The sequence below is a fragment of the Bradyrhizobium sp. SRL28 genome, from assembly GCF_018596315.1.
Taxonomy (GTDB): Bacteria; Pseudomonadota; Alphaproteobacteria; order Rhizobiales; family Xanthobacteraceae; genus Bradyrhizobium.
The window spans coordinates 318495-334624 of sequence record NZ_JAHEAG010000002.1 but is presented as its reverse complement, the minus strand read 5'-3'; the positions used below and the strand labels follow the sequence as shown (position 1 = coordinate 334624).

At 60.9% G+C, this 16130-nt stretch carries 15 protein-coding genes and 2 riboswitches; of the genes, 6 read left to right on the top strand and 9 right to left on the bottom strand.

Features of this window, described 5'->3' with window-relative positions:
• Positions 1-45: 45 nt before the first annotated feature.
• The gene (locus KIP88_RS05995; protein ID WP_214486937.1) at positions 46-1227 is read left to right on the top strand and encodes a transporter substrate-binding domain-containing protein; all 1182 of its coding nucleotides are present in this window, start codon (positions 46-48) and stop codon (positions 1225-1227) included.
• Entirely contained in the window at positions 1224-1826 is a 603-nt protein-coding gene (locus KIP88_RS05990) for an ANTAR domain-containing protein (RefSeq protein WP_214486936.1), read from the top strand. The genes KIP88_RS05995 and KIP88_RS05990 overlap by 4 nt, the downstream gene beginning before the upstream one ends.
• 11 nt (positions 1827-1837) lie before the next feature.
• Here KIP88_RS05990 and pncA read toward each other — a convergent pair whose 3' ends face one another.
• From pncA to KIP88_RS05975, 3 genes are all read right to left on the bottom strand, one after another.
• Positions 1838-2461, bottom strand: coding sequence for a bifunctional nicotinamidase/pyrazinamidase (gene pncA, locus KIP88_RS05985; RefSeq protein WP_214487294.1), 624 nt, complete (start codon positions 2459-2461; stop codon positions 1838-1840).
• 410 nt (positions 2462-2871) lie between these two features.
• Positions 2872-3429, bottom strand: a complete 558-nt coding sequence (locus KIP88_RS05980; protein WP_214486935.1) for a cytochrome b — start codon at positions 3427-3429, stop codon at positions 2872-2874.
• An 8-nt stretch (positions 3430-3437) separates the two neighbouring features.
• The gene (locus tag KIP88_RS05975; protein ID WP_214486934.1) at positions 3438-4301 is read right to left on the bottom strand and encodes an oxaloacetate decarboxylase; all 864 of its coding nucleotides are present in this window, start codon (positions 4299-4301) and stop codon (positions 3438-3440) included.
• 336 nt (positions 4302-4637) lie between these two features.
• Here KIP88_RS05975 and KIP88_RS05970 point away from each other — a divergent pair, with 336 nt between their 5' ends.
• Complete coding sequence (locus tag KIP88_RS05970; protein ID WP_214486933.1) at positions 4638-4916, top strand: DUF3551 domain-containing protein; 279 nt, start codon at positions 4638-4640, stop codon at positions 4914-4916.
• A gap of 22 nt (positions 4917-4938) precedes the next feature.
• Here the strand turns inward: KIP88_RS05970 and KIP88_RS05965 are convergent, their stop codons facing one another.
• The 5 genes from KIP88_RS05965 to KIP88_RS05945 all read right to left on the bottom strand — a co-directional run bounded on the left by KIP88_RS05965 (position 4939) and on the right by KIP88_RS05945 (position 13073).
• Positions 4939-6069, bottom strand: coding sequence for an ATP-binding protein (locus tag KIP88_RS05965; RefSeq protein ID WP_308163257.1), 1131 nt, complete (start codon positions 6067-6069; stop codon positions 4939-4941).
• Between the two features lie 255 nt (positions 6070-6324).
• Positions 6325-7002 carry a response regulator transcription factor gene (locus KIP88_RS05960; RefSeq protein ID WP_214487293.1) on the bottom strand — a complete coding sequence of 226 codons (678 nt, stop codon included), beginning with the start codon at positions 7000-7002 and terminating at the stop codon, positions 6325-6327.
• A gap of 335 nt (positions 7003-7337) precedes the next feature.
• Positions 7338-8603: an efflux RND transporter periplasmic adaptor subunit gene (locus KIP88_RS05955; protein ID WP_214486931.1), complete on the bottom strand. Its 1266-nt coding sequence runs from the start codon at positions 8601-8603 to the stop codon at positions 7338-7340.
• Positions 8600-11791: an efflux RND transporter permease subunit gene (locus tag KIP88_RS05950; RefSeq protein ID WP_214486930.1), complete on the bottom strand. Its 3192-nt coding sequence runs from the start codon at positions 11789-11791 to the stop codon at positions 8600-8602. The genes KIP88_RS05955 and KIP88_RS05950 overlap by 4 nt, the downstream gene beginning before the upstream one ends.
• Before the next feature lie 376 nt (positions 11792-12167).
• Entirely contained in the window at positions 12168-13073 is a 906-nt protein-coding gene (locus KIP88_RS05945; RefSeq protein ID WP_214486929.1) for an RNA polymerase factor sigma-32, read from the bottom strand.
• Positions 13074-13449: 376 nt separating this feature from the next.
• Here KIP88_RS05945 and KIP88_RS05940 point away from each other — a divergent pair, with 376 nt between their 5' ends.
• From KIP88_RS05940 to KIP88_RS05930, 3 genes are all read left to right on the top strand, one after another.
• Positions 13450-13710 (top strand): hypothetical protein, encoded by a 261-nt coding sequence (locus KIP88_RS05940; RefSeq protein ID WP_214486928.1) that lies wholly within the window; start codon positions 13450-13452, stop codon positions 13708-13710.
• A gap of 127 nt (positions 13711-13837) precedes the next feature.
• On the top strand, positions 13838-14068 hold the full coding sequence (locus KIP88_RS05935) for a hypothetical protein (protein ID WP_214486927.1): 231 nt from the start codon (positions 13838-13840) through the stop codon (positions 14066-14068).
• Between the two features lie 260 nt (positions 14069-14328).
• Positions 14329-14745 (top strand): hypothetical protein, encoded by a 417-nt coding sequence (locus KIP88_RS05930; RefSeq protein WP_214486926.1) that lies wholly within the window; start codon positions 14329-14331, stop codon positions 14743-14745.
• Positions 14746-14748: 3 nt separating this feature from the next.
• Positions 14749-14969, bottom strand: a riboswitch (cobalamin riboswitch).
• Between the two features lie 77 nt (positions 14970-15046).
• Here the strand turns inward: KIP88_RS05930 and bluB are convergent.
• Positions 15047-15697: a 5,6-dimethylbenzimidazole synthase gene (bluB, locus tag KIP88_RS05925; RefSeq protein ID WP_214486925.1), complete on the bottom strand. Its 651-nt coding sequence runs from the start codon at positions 15695-15697 to the stop codon at positions 15047-15049.
• A gap of 162 nt (positions 15698-15859) precedes the next feature.
• Positions 15860-16062: riboswitch (cobalamin riboswitch) on the top strand.
• The last annotated feature ends 68 nt before the right edge of the window (positions 16063-16130 follow it).

Sequence of the window (16130 nt, the reverse complement as noted above, 5' to 3'; positions counted from 1 at the left end):
CTTTCTTGCGACGAGACAGTTGCCGCACAGCACTCGAGCTACTTGATGACCAAGCCGTCCATCCCTCTTGGCCTCGTATTTTCCCAATCGGGACCTTACGCCATGATGGCTGGCGAGATGCGCAAAAGCGCGTTGATGGCGGTCGACGAAATCAATCAGAGCGAAGGATTCGATTTCACGTTCACGCCTCACCTGCGCGACCCCGGCGGGGTTGTCGCCGGGTATCATACCGCCTGCGCAGATCTGATCCGCGAAGAGCGTGTCGATCATATCGTCGGCTGTTACACGTCGGCCTCACGCAAGCAGGTTATCCCGATCGTCGAACGGACCGAGCGGCTGCTCTGGCACCCGGCACGGTATGAAGGGTTCGAAAGCAGCGACAACGTCATCTATGTCGGAGCCGCGCCCAATCAGCACGTCGTGCCGCTCGTGCGCCATATGCTGGACCACATCGCGATTGACGTGTTCTGCATCGGGTCGAACTATATCTGGACCTGGGAAATGAACCGGGTCATCCGTGAAATCGTGACCAGCGCAGGCGGACATATTCTTGCCGAACGACTGCTGGAACTCGGCGAGACCGCCGTGGACCACATCGTCAATGAGGTCGTCGACCGAAGGCCGCCGGTTGTGTTCAATACGCTGGTGGGTGAATCAAGCTACGCCTTCATGCGCGCCCTGCACGCGGCGGCGTCGCGTGCCGGCCTCTCGATTCCGATGCTGAGCTGCAGCCTGTGCGAGCCCGAGCTCAAGCTGATCGGGTCGGCGGCGTCGGTCGGATGCATCACCTCATCTGCTTATTTCGAGAGCATCGAGGGGCTCGAAAATCGCGCTTTTGTGGCGCGGTGGAAGGCCCGCCACGGCGCGGACAGCAGCCCCTCCGTCGATGGACAGTCGACTTATGTCTGTGTCATGCTGCTCGCTCGCGCCATCCGCCGCGCGGGATCGGCGGACGTTGGCGCCGTCCGGCGCGCTGCGGCCAATCATCGCTACGATTCCCCGCAGGGGCCGGTATGGGTCGACCCCGACAACAATCACTGCTTCCTGACGCCGCGATTGGCACGCTCCGTGCCTGGATGCCAGTTCAACATCTTCTGGGAGGCGGATGCCCCTGAACGTCCCGATCCCTATCTTTCGAACCTCGATCTCGCGGCGATTGGCACGAGGCCGGGAAAGAGCAATGATGCGATGACGAAGCGCTCAACCCATCTGCGTATCGTGAAATGACCAAGCTATCGCCTTTCTCCGTCCGCGGCCGTCGCGCTCTCTTGGTGATGAGAGATGAGCGCGATATCGCTATCGTGCGCCGCCAGCTCAGCCGTCTGGGCATGACGATTTCAGAGCACGATCCGGCCGGGCCACCACCGCCGAACCAGGCCGTTGACGTCATCCTGATGGATGCGGACGCCATTCCCATCAAGTCCGATCAGGCCACATTGTGGAAAGGCAGCGTGCCGATCATCGCGCTGATCGGAACGGAAACGCCCAGCCGGTTAAAATGGTTGCTCGATCTGCGGCCGGCGTCTTTTCTCGTCAAGCCGCTGCGATCGGCGGGACTATACACCGCGCTGGTGGTTGCGTTCGATTCCGCCCAACGAAGGGTTGAAGACGCGGCACACATAGAAAAGCTGGAGGATCGCATTCGATCCCGGCGCGTCGTGCTCTCTGCCGTTCTGCAGATCATGCGCGGTCACGATATGTCGGAGACGGATGCGTTCGCACTCATTCGACAGACCGCGATGCGCCATCGCACGACGATCGAGGTCTTGAGCGCGGAAATCATCGCGGCCGGTGGAATGCCGAACCGGACGACACGAACCGCATAGCAATTACAGCACTAAAGATCGTTGACACGCTGCACGCCGGCCTCGGCCATCCCTGCCCAGGCGGCATCCAGCGAGCCCGCCAGATCGATAGCCCGGCATCCACTCTCGACAAGCACGGTGTCGAAGCCGAGCCGGCGCGCGTCCACGGCGGAATAATGGACGCAAAAATCGGTAGCGAGTCCGACCATGAAGATTCGCCGCAAACCGCGGTCGCGCAAATAGCCAGCGAGACCGGTAGGCGTGTGCCGGTCGTTTTCAAAGAATGCCGAGTAGGAATCGATCTCGGAGCGAAAGCCTTTCCGGATGACCAGCCCTGCCCGGTCGGTCACCAGTTCCGGATGAAAGGCCGCCCCGGCAGTTCCCTGCCGGCAATGTTCGGGCCAGAGGGTTTGCTGGCCATACGGCATGGCGACGCTGTCGAAGGGGTTCGCTCCCGGATGCGACGTCGCGAAAGAGCTGTGGCCTGACGGATGCCAGTCCTGGGTCAGCACGATGTGGTCAAAGCGTTCGGCGAGGCGATTGATGACCGGTACCACGGCATCGCCGTCGGCAACCGCAAGCGCTCCGCCGGGGCAGAAATCGTTCTGCACATCGATTATAAGCAGCAAATCATCGTTGCCTGGCCGGATCAGCATTCTGGGCCTGTGTTTTTCTTGAGCACTGAACTCTAGCGCAAGACAAGGGCGCTGACAGCAGGAATGCAAGCGGGCGATTATTCGCGGCTGCTTGCTGTCAGCCGACATGCGGGCGTAACGGTTCGAGGTCCGCAACGAGAAGAAGCGACCATTTAATTTGCCCTCCCGAAACAATCGGCCCGCCGCTGGCATTGAAGCGCCTTCGGTTCAGCTGCCCCTGTTGGTTGTTTCTGGATTTTCTTTGATCTCCCAGTGCACACATCGCGCACACACCACCCTCTAACTGATTGAAAACACTGAACTATTGCTCCAATCCATCATGGAGAAGTTTGAGCAAGGCCAGCCGCAGCTACGAGATCTAACGTCACCGACCGCTTTGCGCCAACATGGCGGTCTCGTCGTCTTCCGCTTCAATGTTCGTTCGCTCGACCTGGCAGGGTCGGCCACATCCCGCGCAAGACCTCGTCCTTGATCACATGGTGATGGAAAAGCGCGGCCGCGGAATGAAACAGTGCTACGGTGATAATCACATTTGCGATCAATCCGTGCCATGCATTGATGCTGCGCATGAATTCGTCTCCGCCGAATTTCGGAAAGTGCCAAAGATTGAATAGCGGAAAACCATGCGCAAACACATTGGTGATGCCCAGCGCAACCATGATGAGCAATAGAAGATCGAGCAGCCGGTGCGTTGCCACCGCGGTCAAGTGGAGGACACCGCCGTTTAGCGGCGACAATCTACGGCCGTGTGTCGCGCGCCAAAGCAACCCCACCACCACCACGCCGGAGAACGCAAACCCGAACAGGACGTGCACGGACCAGATGTCGACCCGAAGCGGGCCACGCGGCAGAAGGCCCGTCGTTCTGCCGATCAGAAACTCGATCGCAACGAGGATTGCGGTCACCCAGTGCAGCGTGATCGTCGTGCGGTCATAGACTTCCGGCGCACTTTCTGAGTGATCAGTCATGCCGCGGCTCAATTCGCTTGCAGCGGGGCGTACTTCTTCTCGAAATCCCACACCTCTTCAAAGCCAATCAACGAGCTGAACTCGTTGAAGTCATAGAGCGGCGCCTGCACCGGCTTGCCGTCGGCCAGCGAACCATAGACATTGTTCAGTGCATAAGCGGTGGCGAGCAGGCCCGCTGTCGGATAAATCGCCATCCGGTAACCGATTTCCCTGAGTTTATCCCGGCTGAGGATGGGGGTCCGGCCCCCGTGCAGCTGATTTGACACCAGCGGCACGTCCAGGGACGATCCGATCTTTCGCATCTCCGCTTCCGATTCCGGACTCTCGATGAAAATAACGTCCGCCCCGGCTTTGGCATATGCCTCGCCACGTTGGATCGCCTCGTCGAGGCCAAGCGCCGTGCGTGCATCGGTGCGCGCGATGATCAGGAAGTCTTTTGAAGAGCGCGCATCGCTCGCGACCGTCAGCTTGTTGATCATTTCCTTGACGGGTATCACGTGGCGGTTCGGCGTGTGGCCGCATTTCTTGGGGTTCTGCTGATCTTCAAGCTGGATCGCTGCGGCTCCCGCCCTCTCGTAGCCACGAACTGTATGATGAACGTTGAGCAGGCCACCGTAACCGGTATCCCCGTCGGCGATCAGCGGCTTGCGCACGGTTTGAACGATAGCTTGCACGCGATCGAGCATCTGTGAGTAGGTCGCCAGTCCGGCATCGGGCAGTCCGAGATAGGACGCCACGACTCCATAGCCTGTCATGTAAAGCGCATCGGCCTTGGTACGATCGGCGAGCTTGGCGGAGACCAGGTCAAAGACCCCGGGACAGGTCACAAACGACTTTTCCTCAATAAATGTTCTTAAGGCGTTCGATCTCATCGTGATCTCCTCAACTGATTTTGGCCCGCAGCCTCTCTGCTGGATTTGACGCTCGTCGTGAGTACATGGATCACTCCAACGTATAAGTGCGCGGTCTGCCCCCGGGCAGTCGACGCTTTCCGTGTTGGACCTAATTCGGCGCACTCAAAAAGATATGCACGAGGCCACCTCACACCAATTAAGTACAAATTCATTTGCGGGTTCGGCCGATCACGACTCGCTGATGGCCCGTCATCGCATCGACGATACCAGCAAGCAGAATGAATTTTTTTATAATCGATTTCATCGACATCGCACCCCATCTCAGGATGGGCAGGACCTAGATGGACTATGACCATGAGAACGATTCAGAAGGTCGCGATTGCCTCGACAATCGCTTTTTCCGCACTTGCATTCTTCCCGGCGACGGCTCCCACAGCGCAGGCCGGACCAATTGTGCCGTTGGGCCATTTTTGTCTGTCATACGACTACGGTGGCACCGACTGCAGTTTCACAAGCTATGCGGAATGTCAGGCCACGGCGTCGGGACTCGCCGCCGAATGCTACGGCAAGACCGTTCGCAATGACGAGCACGAACGCCCCTGGGGCGCCGGCCGCGATCGCTCCCTGCGGTGAGCGGGAGGCGACGTGATCGCCTTCAATCGCGCCGGTCCGGACAAGCAATCTCCACCCTGCAGGCCGGCCCCGGTTGGATCGTCAGGCGAAAACCATGCAGCTTCACGATGGCGGCGACGAGGCTGAGGCCAAGACCGACGCCCGGCGTATTTCGAATCTTGTCGGAGCGGTAAAACCGCCGCAGCACGGCTTCGCGCTCCTGTTCGCTGATGCCGGGCCCGCTATCGTTCACGCTCACGACGGTCTCGTCTCCGCTGCGGCTCAACCTTATGTCCACCGTTCCGCCCTCCGGCGTGAACTTGATGGCGTTGTCGACGAGGTTGGCGACCGCCTCAATCAGCAAGTCGCGGTCGCCGCGCACGGAGAGCGGATGAGGCGCCTCGACATGCAGGGCGATGTTCTTGTTTTCCGCGATCGGTTCGTAGATATCACCCACCTCACGCAGCATGTCCTGCAGGGCAACGTCGTCGAAGGCGGCCGAGCGGCGGCTGTTTTCTATCTCGGCCAGGCGCAACAGCGCGGTGATGATCGTCAGTGACTGATCGATGCCGGCGATGGCCTTGTCCACGACCGCCTGAAGCTGCTCCAGCGAATGGGCGTTGGTACGCCCGCGCTCCAGCGCAAGCCGGGCACGGGTCAGCGGCGTCCGCAAATCATGGGCGATATCGTTGCCGACCCCGGCAAGCGCGTGGATCATCGTTTCCATTTCATCCAGCATGCCGTTGACGATGACCGCGAGCTTCGAGAACGGCTCGTCGACGGCACGGTGCGGCAGCCGCTCGCTGAGATCGCCGGCGATGATGCGCCGAACCCGTTGATTGACCTCCTCGACCCGCCTCTGCGCACGCACGCTGAGCCATGCGCCCGCCAGCAGGCAGAGGAGAAACCCGGGCAGCAGACCGAGCGCGAGCGCCTGCCCGACGACATGGGAGATCTCGCTGGCCTCGTCGACCTTGCGCCCGAGCAGCAGCACGTCGCCATTAGTCATCCGCTGTGCAATCGCGCGGATCGTCTGCCGCTCCTTGTCCCCCCGATCGATCCTGACGATATCTGCGCCTTGCGCCGGGCCGTCGATCCGCAATTCGGCAGGCAGCTGCTCCACATTTCCGATCATGCGGCGGCCGTCGGCGGCGAAGATCGCCGCGACCTGCACGCCGCGGGGATCCTGCCTCAGGCGCTCTTCGGTTGCCTCCAGACGCCGTTCAGGCGAAAGGCCGGCTATTCCATCCAGTTGCGCCGTTATCACGCGGTCGGATCGCGCGATCAGATAGCCGTCGATCTGCCAGTAGATGAATCCAAACAGCACCAGGATGAAGGCCGCGAACACGCCGGCCACCATGAACGCCCAGCGGAAGGTGTTCGAGCGCGCGAATTGCAGATGGCGCATCGGGATTTCGCCGCCCAGGTTTCAAGGCACGGCGCGAAGGATGAAGCCGGCACCGCGAACATTGTGGATCATTGGCGCTTCGTCAGGGCCGTCCACCTTGTGGCGAAGGCGCCCCATATGCACGTCGACCAGATTGGTCGCGGGCACGAATTTGTAGTGCCAGACCTCCTCGAGCAGCATGGCCCGCGTCAGCAACTGATCCGGACGGCGCATCATGTACTCCAGAAGGCGAAACTCGCGCGGCAGCAATTCGATCCCGCGATCCCCTCGTCTTCCAGTACGCTCGATCAGGTCGAGCTCCAGCGCTCCGACCTTGAGGGTCGTCTCGCGCGATTCCGCTGGCCGGCGCAGCAACGCTTCCATCCGCGCAACCAGCTCGACGATGGCAAACGGCTTCGTCAGGTAGTCATCGCCGCCCATGCGCAATCCACGCACGCGATCGTCCACCGCGCCGAGCGCGCTCAACACCAGCACGGGGGTGCGGACCTGTTCCTTCCGCAGCGTCTCGATAACCGTCAGGCCATCCATGCCGGGCAACAGCCGGTCGACGATCATGGCATCCGGCTCCGTCGAACGCGCCTTGTCGAGACCCTCAATGCCGTTCGCCGACCAATCGACGTCGAAACCGCGATCGGTCAGTTCGGCCCTGATCTCCTCGGCCGTCTCGCCATCATCCTCGATCAAAAGAACTCTTGCCATATGCTTCTCGACTGCCGCGAGATTCCTCACAATACCCTGGTTCGGTATCCCGGGAACGTCGCGCACGCTGACCATATTCAGTGCCATGCCGTCAGCTCCCTGCAAGCGCCAGGATCGTACATCGAAACTGCGTCTCCGCCACAGGGGCCGGACGGCGCCGACCACCTCACCGGGGGCTGCAAGGCGTGGCGCGCGCCGTCCGCTTGGCGGCCATGTTGACACCGCCTCCGGGGGGCGAGTGCGGTGGGCCGCTCTGCAAAACAACATAGGTCCGCAGGGCCTGCCTCGCCATTAAATAGGATTTTAGAAATGAGGCTGCCGCGGGCGAGGCCAGCTCAGGACGTCTGCGTCATCGGGGCGCGGATGCGAACCTTGCTGCCGTCAGTCAGATCGACCGCGGGGTTGAGGATCACCTGATCGCCCGCCTTCACGCCGCTGTTGATCTCAACCTCCTGCCCGAGATCGCGCACGATCGACACCTTGCGCAGATGCACCGCACCGTTCTCGACCACGGCAACCTGCAACCCGCCCGCGTTGAAGATGACGGCGTCGGCGGATACCCTCAAGCTCGGCGTCTTGCGCGGAATGTGCAATTCGATCGTGCAATAGATTCCCGGCGCCAGCGCGCCATCGGGATTCGGAATGTCGATTTCGGTCAGCAGGGTGCGGGAACCCGGCTGCAGCGCATCGGCGATCCGGGTCACCTTGCCTGAAAAGACGCGATCCGGAATCTCGGGCACGTGCACCAGGGCGTCGATTCCCGGCTTCAGGCCGAACGCCTCGTCCTGCGGGACAAAGACCTGGGTCCGGATCACCTTGCCTTGCATGATCGTGAACATGAAGGTGCCGCTGGTCGAATCGGCCTGCACCAGGCTGCCGATGTCGATGTTGCGCTGGGTGATGACGCCGTCGAACGGAGCCACCACGCGCTGGTAGAGCTTCTGCTGGTGCAATACCTGCAACTGGGCCTCTTCCGCTACCACGTTGGCTTGCGCGACCGAGACCCCTGCTTCCTGCGCTTTCAGGGTCTGGACGTCGGTGGTGCCTTGCTGGGCGGTCAGCCAGCCCTGCTTCACCAGCGGCCCGTCGCGATCCCACGTGACCTTGGCGAGCTCGCGGTTCGCCTCGGCCTGTTGCAGCGCCGCCTTGAGCTGACCGAGCGTCGCCTCCGCCTGTGCAATCTGATGATCCAGTTCCGGCGCCACGATTTCGGCGAGCAACTGTCCGGTTTTCACGTGGTCGCCGATATCGACCTCGCGCTTGTCGATGTAGCCGCTGGCACGCGCAAAGATATTGGCGGCCGAGAACGCCGAGGTGGTGGCCGGCAGGGTGACGATTTCGGTACCGGCGCTCGGTCGCACGGCCGCGACACGAACCTGCGGAACCAAGTCGCGGCCCTGCTCTGCGGTGGCCACCACCTGACGATGCTGCTCATAGTGGCTCCATGCCCCGGAAGCCAGCGCCGTCCCCAACGCGAAGGCGGCTCCGAAGAGCGAAAGCCGGCCGAGCCATCGTCTCTGGCCGACGCGAGGCTGTTCGGATCCCTTTGCCGTCTCCTGCGAAGTTTCCGGCTCAATGTTCAAAGGCGGATTGAAATTCATTCCAGCACCTCGTCGAATACCCCGTGATGTTCGTTGCCGTCATTGCCCTTGCGCAGCATGGCGAAGAGATACGGCACCACCAACAGCGTCGTCGGCGTGGCGAACAGCAAGCCGCCAATCACCGCCCGCGCCAGCGCGGCGTTCTGTTCTTCGCCCGGCGCCCCGATCGCCATCGGTATCATGCCCACGATCATCGCCGCAGCGGTCATCAGCACCGGCCGGATCCGGGTGTGCCCGGCCTCGATGGCGGCCTGGAATGCCGTCTTGCCGGCAAGCTGCTGCTCGCGGGCGAATGTCACCAGCAGAATGGAGTTTGCCGACGCGACGCCGACCGCCATGATCGCTCCCATCAGCGAGGGTACGTTCAGCGTGGTGCCCGTGATGAACAGCATGGTGAGAATGCCGCACAGCGTCGCCGGCAGCGCCAGGATGACGACGAACGGGTCGCCGAAATTCTGGTAGTTCACGACCATCAGCAAATAGACGAACACGGCGGCAAACAGCAATCCGATGCCGAGATTGATGAACGCGCCGTTCATGCTCTGGATCTGGCCGATCACCTGGATGGTGTTTCCGGGCTTGAGCTGCTTCTGCAGATCAGACACGATGCCGCCGATCTGGTGGGCGACACTGCCGAGATCGCGGTCCTGCACGCTCGCATAGACCTCATAGACCGGCTGAATATTGGCCTGATTGGCATTGGTCGGCACGCTGCCGCGCCGGAAGGTCGTGACGTTGCTGAGCAGGCCGGGCACGGGAACGTCGGTCAGGGTAGTGGAGATCCCGGTCGAGACCGGCGTATTGCGCAGATCATTGAGCGAACTGATCTTGCTCTCCGGCGTCTGCACCGCGAGATAATACGGAATTCCCGATTTCGGATCGGTCCAGAAATTGGGGGTGACCTGCTCCGACGAACTCAGGCTGACATTGACGTTGGTGGCGATGGTGTTCGCGTTCAGCCCGAGCTGCGCGGCGCGGGTGCGGTCGATATCGGCATAGAATGCCGGCGCATCGACCTCCTGCTGCAGATGCGCATCCGCGATCCCCGGTATCGCCGCAATCCGCCGGCGCAGTTCGTTGGCGACGCGCAGATTGTTGTCCTTGTCGTACCCTACAGTGCGGACGTCAATTTGCGCCGGCAGGCCAAAATTGAGGATTTGCGTGACGATATCGGCGGCCTGGAAATAGAAGGTGCTTTCTGGAAATGCCGCGGGCAGAGCTTCCCTCAGCTTGCGAATATATTCGCTGGTCGGCCGGTGGCCATCCTTCAGCGACACCAGGATGACGCCGTCATTGACGCCAATGGTCGAGCCATCGGTGAACGCCAGATTGTAGGCCCGCGCCGGCAAGCCGATATTGTCGACGATCAGATTGCGCTCGCTCTCAGGAATGATTTCACGGATCTTGTTCTCCACCTCTTGGAAGATCTTCTCCGTGGCCTCGATCCGCGTTCCTGCAGGCGCGCGGACATGAAGCTGGATCTGTCCGCCGTCGATCGCGGGAAAGAAGTCGCGGCCGACGAACGGAAACGTCACGACCCCGAGCGCCAACAGCAATAACATGAACATTGGAATGACAAGGCGATGCTCGATCAGCCCGGCGAGCGAGCGTGAATAGCCGTGCCGCATCGTCTCGAAACGACGCTCGAAAGCGGCATGAAAGCGCGCGAAGAAGCCGCGCGCAGGGCCGGCGGCCGGGCCATGATTCTCGCCCTTGAGCAGCAATCCGATGACGATGGGCGTCAGGGTTCGCGACAGGCCGTAGGACGCCAACATCGCGAACACCACCGCAAGTCCCAGCGGGGTGAACAGAAATTTCGCCGGTCCGTCGAGGAACACCACCGAGGTGAAGACGCAACTGATGGCAAGGGTCGACACCAGCGTCGGAATCGCTATGCCGGCAGCACCATGCAGCGTCGCCTGCGGCAGCGGCAGCCCTTCCTCGGTGAGCAGGCGATGGGTATTTTCGATCGTGACGGTGGAATCGTCCACCAGAATGCCGACCGCCAGCGCCAAACCGCCGAGCGTCATCGTATTCAGCGTCTCGCCGAGGAAGTACAGCACGACCAGCGAAGTGAGGATCGACAGCGGAATCGAGATCATCACCACCAGGGTCGAACGCCACGATCCCAGGAACAGCAATATCATCAGTGCCGTGAGACCGGCCGCGATCGCGCCCTCGCGCAACACGCCGGCCACCGACTGCTTGACGAAGACCGACTGATCGAACAGCTCGTTGATCTGCATGCCCGGAGGCGCCGCGGCGCGTGCAGTCTTAAGCGCCTCATGGACGGCGTTGACGACGCTCAGCGTCGAGGCGTTCCCGTTCTTGATGATACTGAGCAGCACGGAGCGTCGGCCGTTCTGCCGCACCACGTTCTGCTGCACCAGCCAGCCATCGTGAACCTGGCCTACGTCCTTCACGAAGATGGTCGCGCCATTGACGACCTTGATCGGAATGTTGTTGAGGTCGTCGATGGAGGCCGGCGTGGCGTTGGTACGGACCGCGTATTGCGTGTGGCCGAATTTAGCCGTGCCTGCGGGCAGCGTCAGGTTCTGCGCATTGACGGCGTTCACCACGTCGAGCGGCGTAAGTCCCTTGGCGAGGAGCTTTGAGGGATCCAGATCGACCATGATCTGGCGGTACTTTCCGCCGGCCGGCGTCGGCAACGTGATGCCGGGGATGGGTGCCAGCTGCTGGCGGATCCGGTAGATGCCGTAATCATAGAGCTGCTGTTCACTGAGGGTGTCGGAACTCAAGCTGATCTGCAGCACGGGCACACTGGATGCATTGAACTGCACTACCAGCGGGGCCTGGATGCCGGGCGGCAACAGCGCACGGATGGCATTGGTCGCTGAGACGATCTGAGCGATCGCGAGGTCGAGATTGACGTCCGGCTGGAAGTAGATCTTCTGCACCGAAAGGCCGGCCATCGTCTGCGCCTCGATGTTCTTGATGCCGCTGACATTCGAGCTGATGGCGTACTGACTATAGGTGGTGACGCGCTGTTCCATCTCCGGCGTGCTGAGACCGGTATAGCTCCAGACCACCGTCACCACGGGGATGTTGATTTCCGGAAAAATGTCCGTCGGCATCTTGATGGATGCGACGACGCCCAGGAATAGCACCAGGGCGGCGACCACGTAGAACGTGTGTGGAAATTTCAGAGCGAAACGAACGATGCCCATTGGCTCAATTCCTGGTGCGCGGGCTTGGTGGTCACAAGCGAGATCGCTCGTTTGCGAACGAATGTGCACGAGAACAAGATCATCCTACCTCCGCATGAGCGTTTTGCGCGCGAGTTGCTCACGGCCCGGCCTTGCGTTTCACCCAAACATTTTTTGAAGCCGTTCTCGCGGGGAGAACCGAGATACGCTGAACATGACGACCCAATCGATCGCCCTCAATTAAAAACCAGTTTATGATTCCGACAACGCGCGAGAACCTGCAGAGCCCGGCGCTTGGGCCAGGTAAAATGGCTCTCATTCAATCAACGGCGCGTGACGCGCCGAGCGGACAAGCTCACGACTGCTTGAGAAGATGAAAAGCGATATACCGAGGTTTTCAGGGCGCGGGGGCGACGGATCTGAAATGCCTCACCGCGGCGCGCTTGACCTTTTCGAAGGCGACGATCTCGATCTGCCGCACGCGTTCGCTCGAAATGAACAGCTCACGCCCGAGTTGCTCCAGGCTCGGCGGATCATCGGCGAGCCGTCGTGCCTCGAAGATGCGCCGCTCACGTTGAGAGAGAGCTTCAAGGGCCGAACTCAGGGCCTTTGCCTGTTGCGCATTTTCATCCTGTTCAGCGACGATCGCCTCGGCATTCGGCGAATCGTCGACCAGCATGGCTTCCCATTCGGCCGGCCCGTCATCGCTGACGGGCGCATTCAGGGACAGGTCGCCCGTCAGCCGGCGGTCCATCTCGATCACTTCGAGAACCGGCACCGCAAGTTTTTGAGCCACGGCATCTGCCACTTCCAGCGTAAGCCCTGCTCTTTCGCCTCCAACCTTTCGCATCGCCTTCCTGAGGCCAAAGAACAGCTTCCGCTGGGCGACCGTCGTCCCCATCTTGACCAACGACCGCGAACGCAGAATGTAATCGTGGATGGCGGCCTTTATCCACCACAGCGCGTAAGTCGAAAACCTGGCGCCACGGTCGGGCTCAAAGCGCGAGGCCGCGATGACCAGGCCGAGATTGGCCTCGCTGATCAGATCGGCAAGCGAAAGGCCGTATCTCTGATAGCGGCGCGCCACCTTTGCTGCCAGCCGAAGATGACTGGTGACGAGCGCATCGGTCGCCCGGCGATCTCGATGTTCGTGCCAATCTCGCGCGAGCTGCTGCTCCTGGTCCGGTTCGAGCAACCCGTATCGCTTGATGAGGGAAGCGTATTCATCCACGAGGTCTCGCGACGTGCCTTCAGTCAAGGTCTCCAACCTGCCATATGCTACGGCTGTGCTGTGGGCGTTCATAGGTGGCTCCAATCCATGGGGTCCGGCGGCTCGACCCTAGGAAGAGATGACGGGACGTCGCCACTAAATTGGAATTGAGAAATCTAAATTCGCTGTTAGCGAATGCCATCCCGGCAATCTTCCAAATCCGATCTCGATTGCTTCATTGCATCGACGCTCACTGCAAGAAACAGCCACGCCTCAAGATTAGTTGAACTTTGTGAAGGGCAATTTAGTGGGACGATATCGCGCCCACCATACATCCCTGTCGTGCATCCGCCACCCGGATGCAGCCTCAAGCGATCAGTTTGCATTCGGAAGAACCCACGCCCGCTGCGGTGTGTGACCGCGCCTGCGCGTCCGGCGAATTCTAGCATCGACGATATGGAGAAAGACAATGACTTCGATCAAGACAATTGCTGTCGCCGGATTGCTGTCGGTGATGGCAGCAGCACCCGCGTTCGCGCAAGCCGCCATTCAGGAGCCGGGCGCGTTTTCATTTTATTATCCGAATTTGGACGTCCTGAATGATGGCGCGCCGACGCCGGCGTACCGGCTGGCATCGCTGCCGCCTTCGGCGACACAAGCCTATGCGCTGAGGGAAAGCGGCCTCGCCGGCACAAAGGTCTGGCACCATCGTGTCCGTCACGATCGATAACCTCAGGCGTCGAAGACTCACATCAAGTTGAAAGCACGTGAACCGAAGTTTCCTTTGGATGATGGCGAGCCTGTCGCACCTCACAACGAGAAGCCAGCCTGGCTTCCCTGACTTATGGAGATACAAAATGAGCAAAGTAAAATATCTGTCGGTTGCGTTGATCGCTGCAGCCACCTTCGCCACTCCGGCCCTTGCTGCCAAAGGCACGTCGCGGCATGTCACAACCAGCGACTATGCCCGTGCCACGTCGGATATGCGTTCCGGTGGCGATACGTGCGTCCGCGCTCCGCGTGTAGGCGCGTTTGCCACCGAACCGTGGACAGATGCGGCCCCTTGCGAGCCGTACACGGGTTACTGATCCGCTTGCTGGACAGGACCGAAAGCAAAGGCCGGGCTGGCGGATATCCCGCCGGCCCGTCTTGTTTTGAAAGTGCTCGCGCGCCTGAAGTGCTCTTCCGCCGTGCCGGTTCGTGATCGCAAGGCGGTGGCGACTAACGCCGAATTTAATGGATGCCTTGTCAATCGCGCCTATCTGTCTCTGAACCGACGTTCGGTTGCCGCATGCCTCGTTGAGCACGCGCGACACCGCGCCGAACAATGACTGAAAGGAGTGTCATGATGAAACGGATGATCACGATATTGGCGACGGCCCTGCTCGCTTCGAGCCTGCTTACGGGCGCGGCTGAGGCCCGTGGTGGTGGTGGCGGTGGCGGCAGTCACGGCGGGGGCTTCGGTGGTGGCGGCCATATGGGAGGCTTTGGGGGCGGCGGCCACATGGGAGGTTTTGGGGGCGGCGCCCACATGGGCGGCTTTGGTGGCGGACATATCGGGAGCCCCGGCGGAGTTGGCGGTGGGGTCGGCCACTTCGGCGGCAGCTACTTTGGCGGACTGCACCAGCACGCCATGCACCGCTTCGGAGGATATCGGCACGGATACGGCTACTATCCCGGATACGACTACTACTACGGCTACCCCGATTGCTATGACCTGTATTACCGGTATCCCAACTACCCCTGGCCGCCGAGCTGCAGCTGAGTTCGTCGCGCTGGTGCTGCAGGCGCGTTGTTCGGACCGGAGGGATTCCCCAATGCCCTCCGGCCGAGGTTGTCGTCGCCTTCTAAGATCAAGAGGATCCAGTGGCCGATTGACAGAGACTCGCCGCTTACAGTTGCGGGGGCAGCTACGGCGTTGGGGATACCCCCGCACCGCATTCCCTTTTTATCCCCCGGGGCGGGGAAACCGTCGCGATTATGGTAGAAATTTGTCATCACGCGAATCAATGGCCGCTAAGCAACTGTTGACGCGATTGCAGAACACCCAAAAGGTAAAAGAGCCGTCATCGGCGAAAAATGAATTCTCGGGACTGCCGACGGTGCTCCCAGCCAGCCAGCTCCAATTCTGGAATTTCATCTTCATCCAGCGGATAGCCGAGGCAAAAATATCCGATAAGGCGCCAATCCGCAGGGATATCAAGAATCTTACCGATAGCGATGGGATCGAGGATCGATACCCATCCCATGCCAACACCTTCCGCCCGGGCCGCCAGCCAGATTGAAAACATCGCCGTCACCACGGAATAATCGGCCATCTCAGGCATCGTTCGTCGGCCGAGACCGTGGCCGACAACAGTTGAGCGGTCGGTGAATACAGCCAGGTGACACGGCGCTTCGCGCAAGCCGGCCAGCTTCAAGGCGGCATATCGCGTCGACAGATCGCCGGTATAGTCTCCGAGCGCGTCGGCATTGCACGCCCTAAAATTCTCGATCGCCGCCTCGCGACGGCCGGCATCGCCGACGATCACAAAGCGCCACGGCTGGCTGAGGCCGACCGACGGCGCCAGACAAGCGATATCGATGAATCTCTCCAGCATGCCTTGAGGCAGCGGCTCAGTGCGGAAGCGGCGCACGTCGCGGCGCCAGGCAAACAGATCAAGCAAGCTTGCGCGAAACGTGCTGTCGAAATTGGGCGCGGCCGGCTTATGGTTCATACTCGCCTCCCCTGGTGCTCGCAAACAACCCGAGAGGCCGAGCCAGTGTCGATTGTGCAGGAGTTATCAGCTTCCAGGTTGCAGCCCAGTTTTGGTCTGCAGGCAAGCCAATTGGTGCGTTCGGGGCAATTCAGGGTATTTGAACTTGGGGTGACATTGTGCTTTTTAGCAATGGTCATCGGTGCCCTCCAAGAGGGTGAAACGGGAATGCGGTGCGGGCCAATTCGCCCAATTCCGCAGCTGCCCCCGCAACTGTAAGCGGCCATTCTCGATCCAGCTATGCCACTGGACCTGCCACAGGTCTGGGAAGGCGGATCGCGAGACGACCGCGAGCCAGGAGACCGGCCGCTGACGAGGATTCAACTCGTTCGACGGCGGGTCGACGGAAGGGGCGTTATGGGTTTGCTGAAATTTGCTGCCGGCTCGGCAGCCA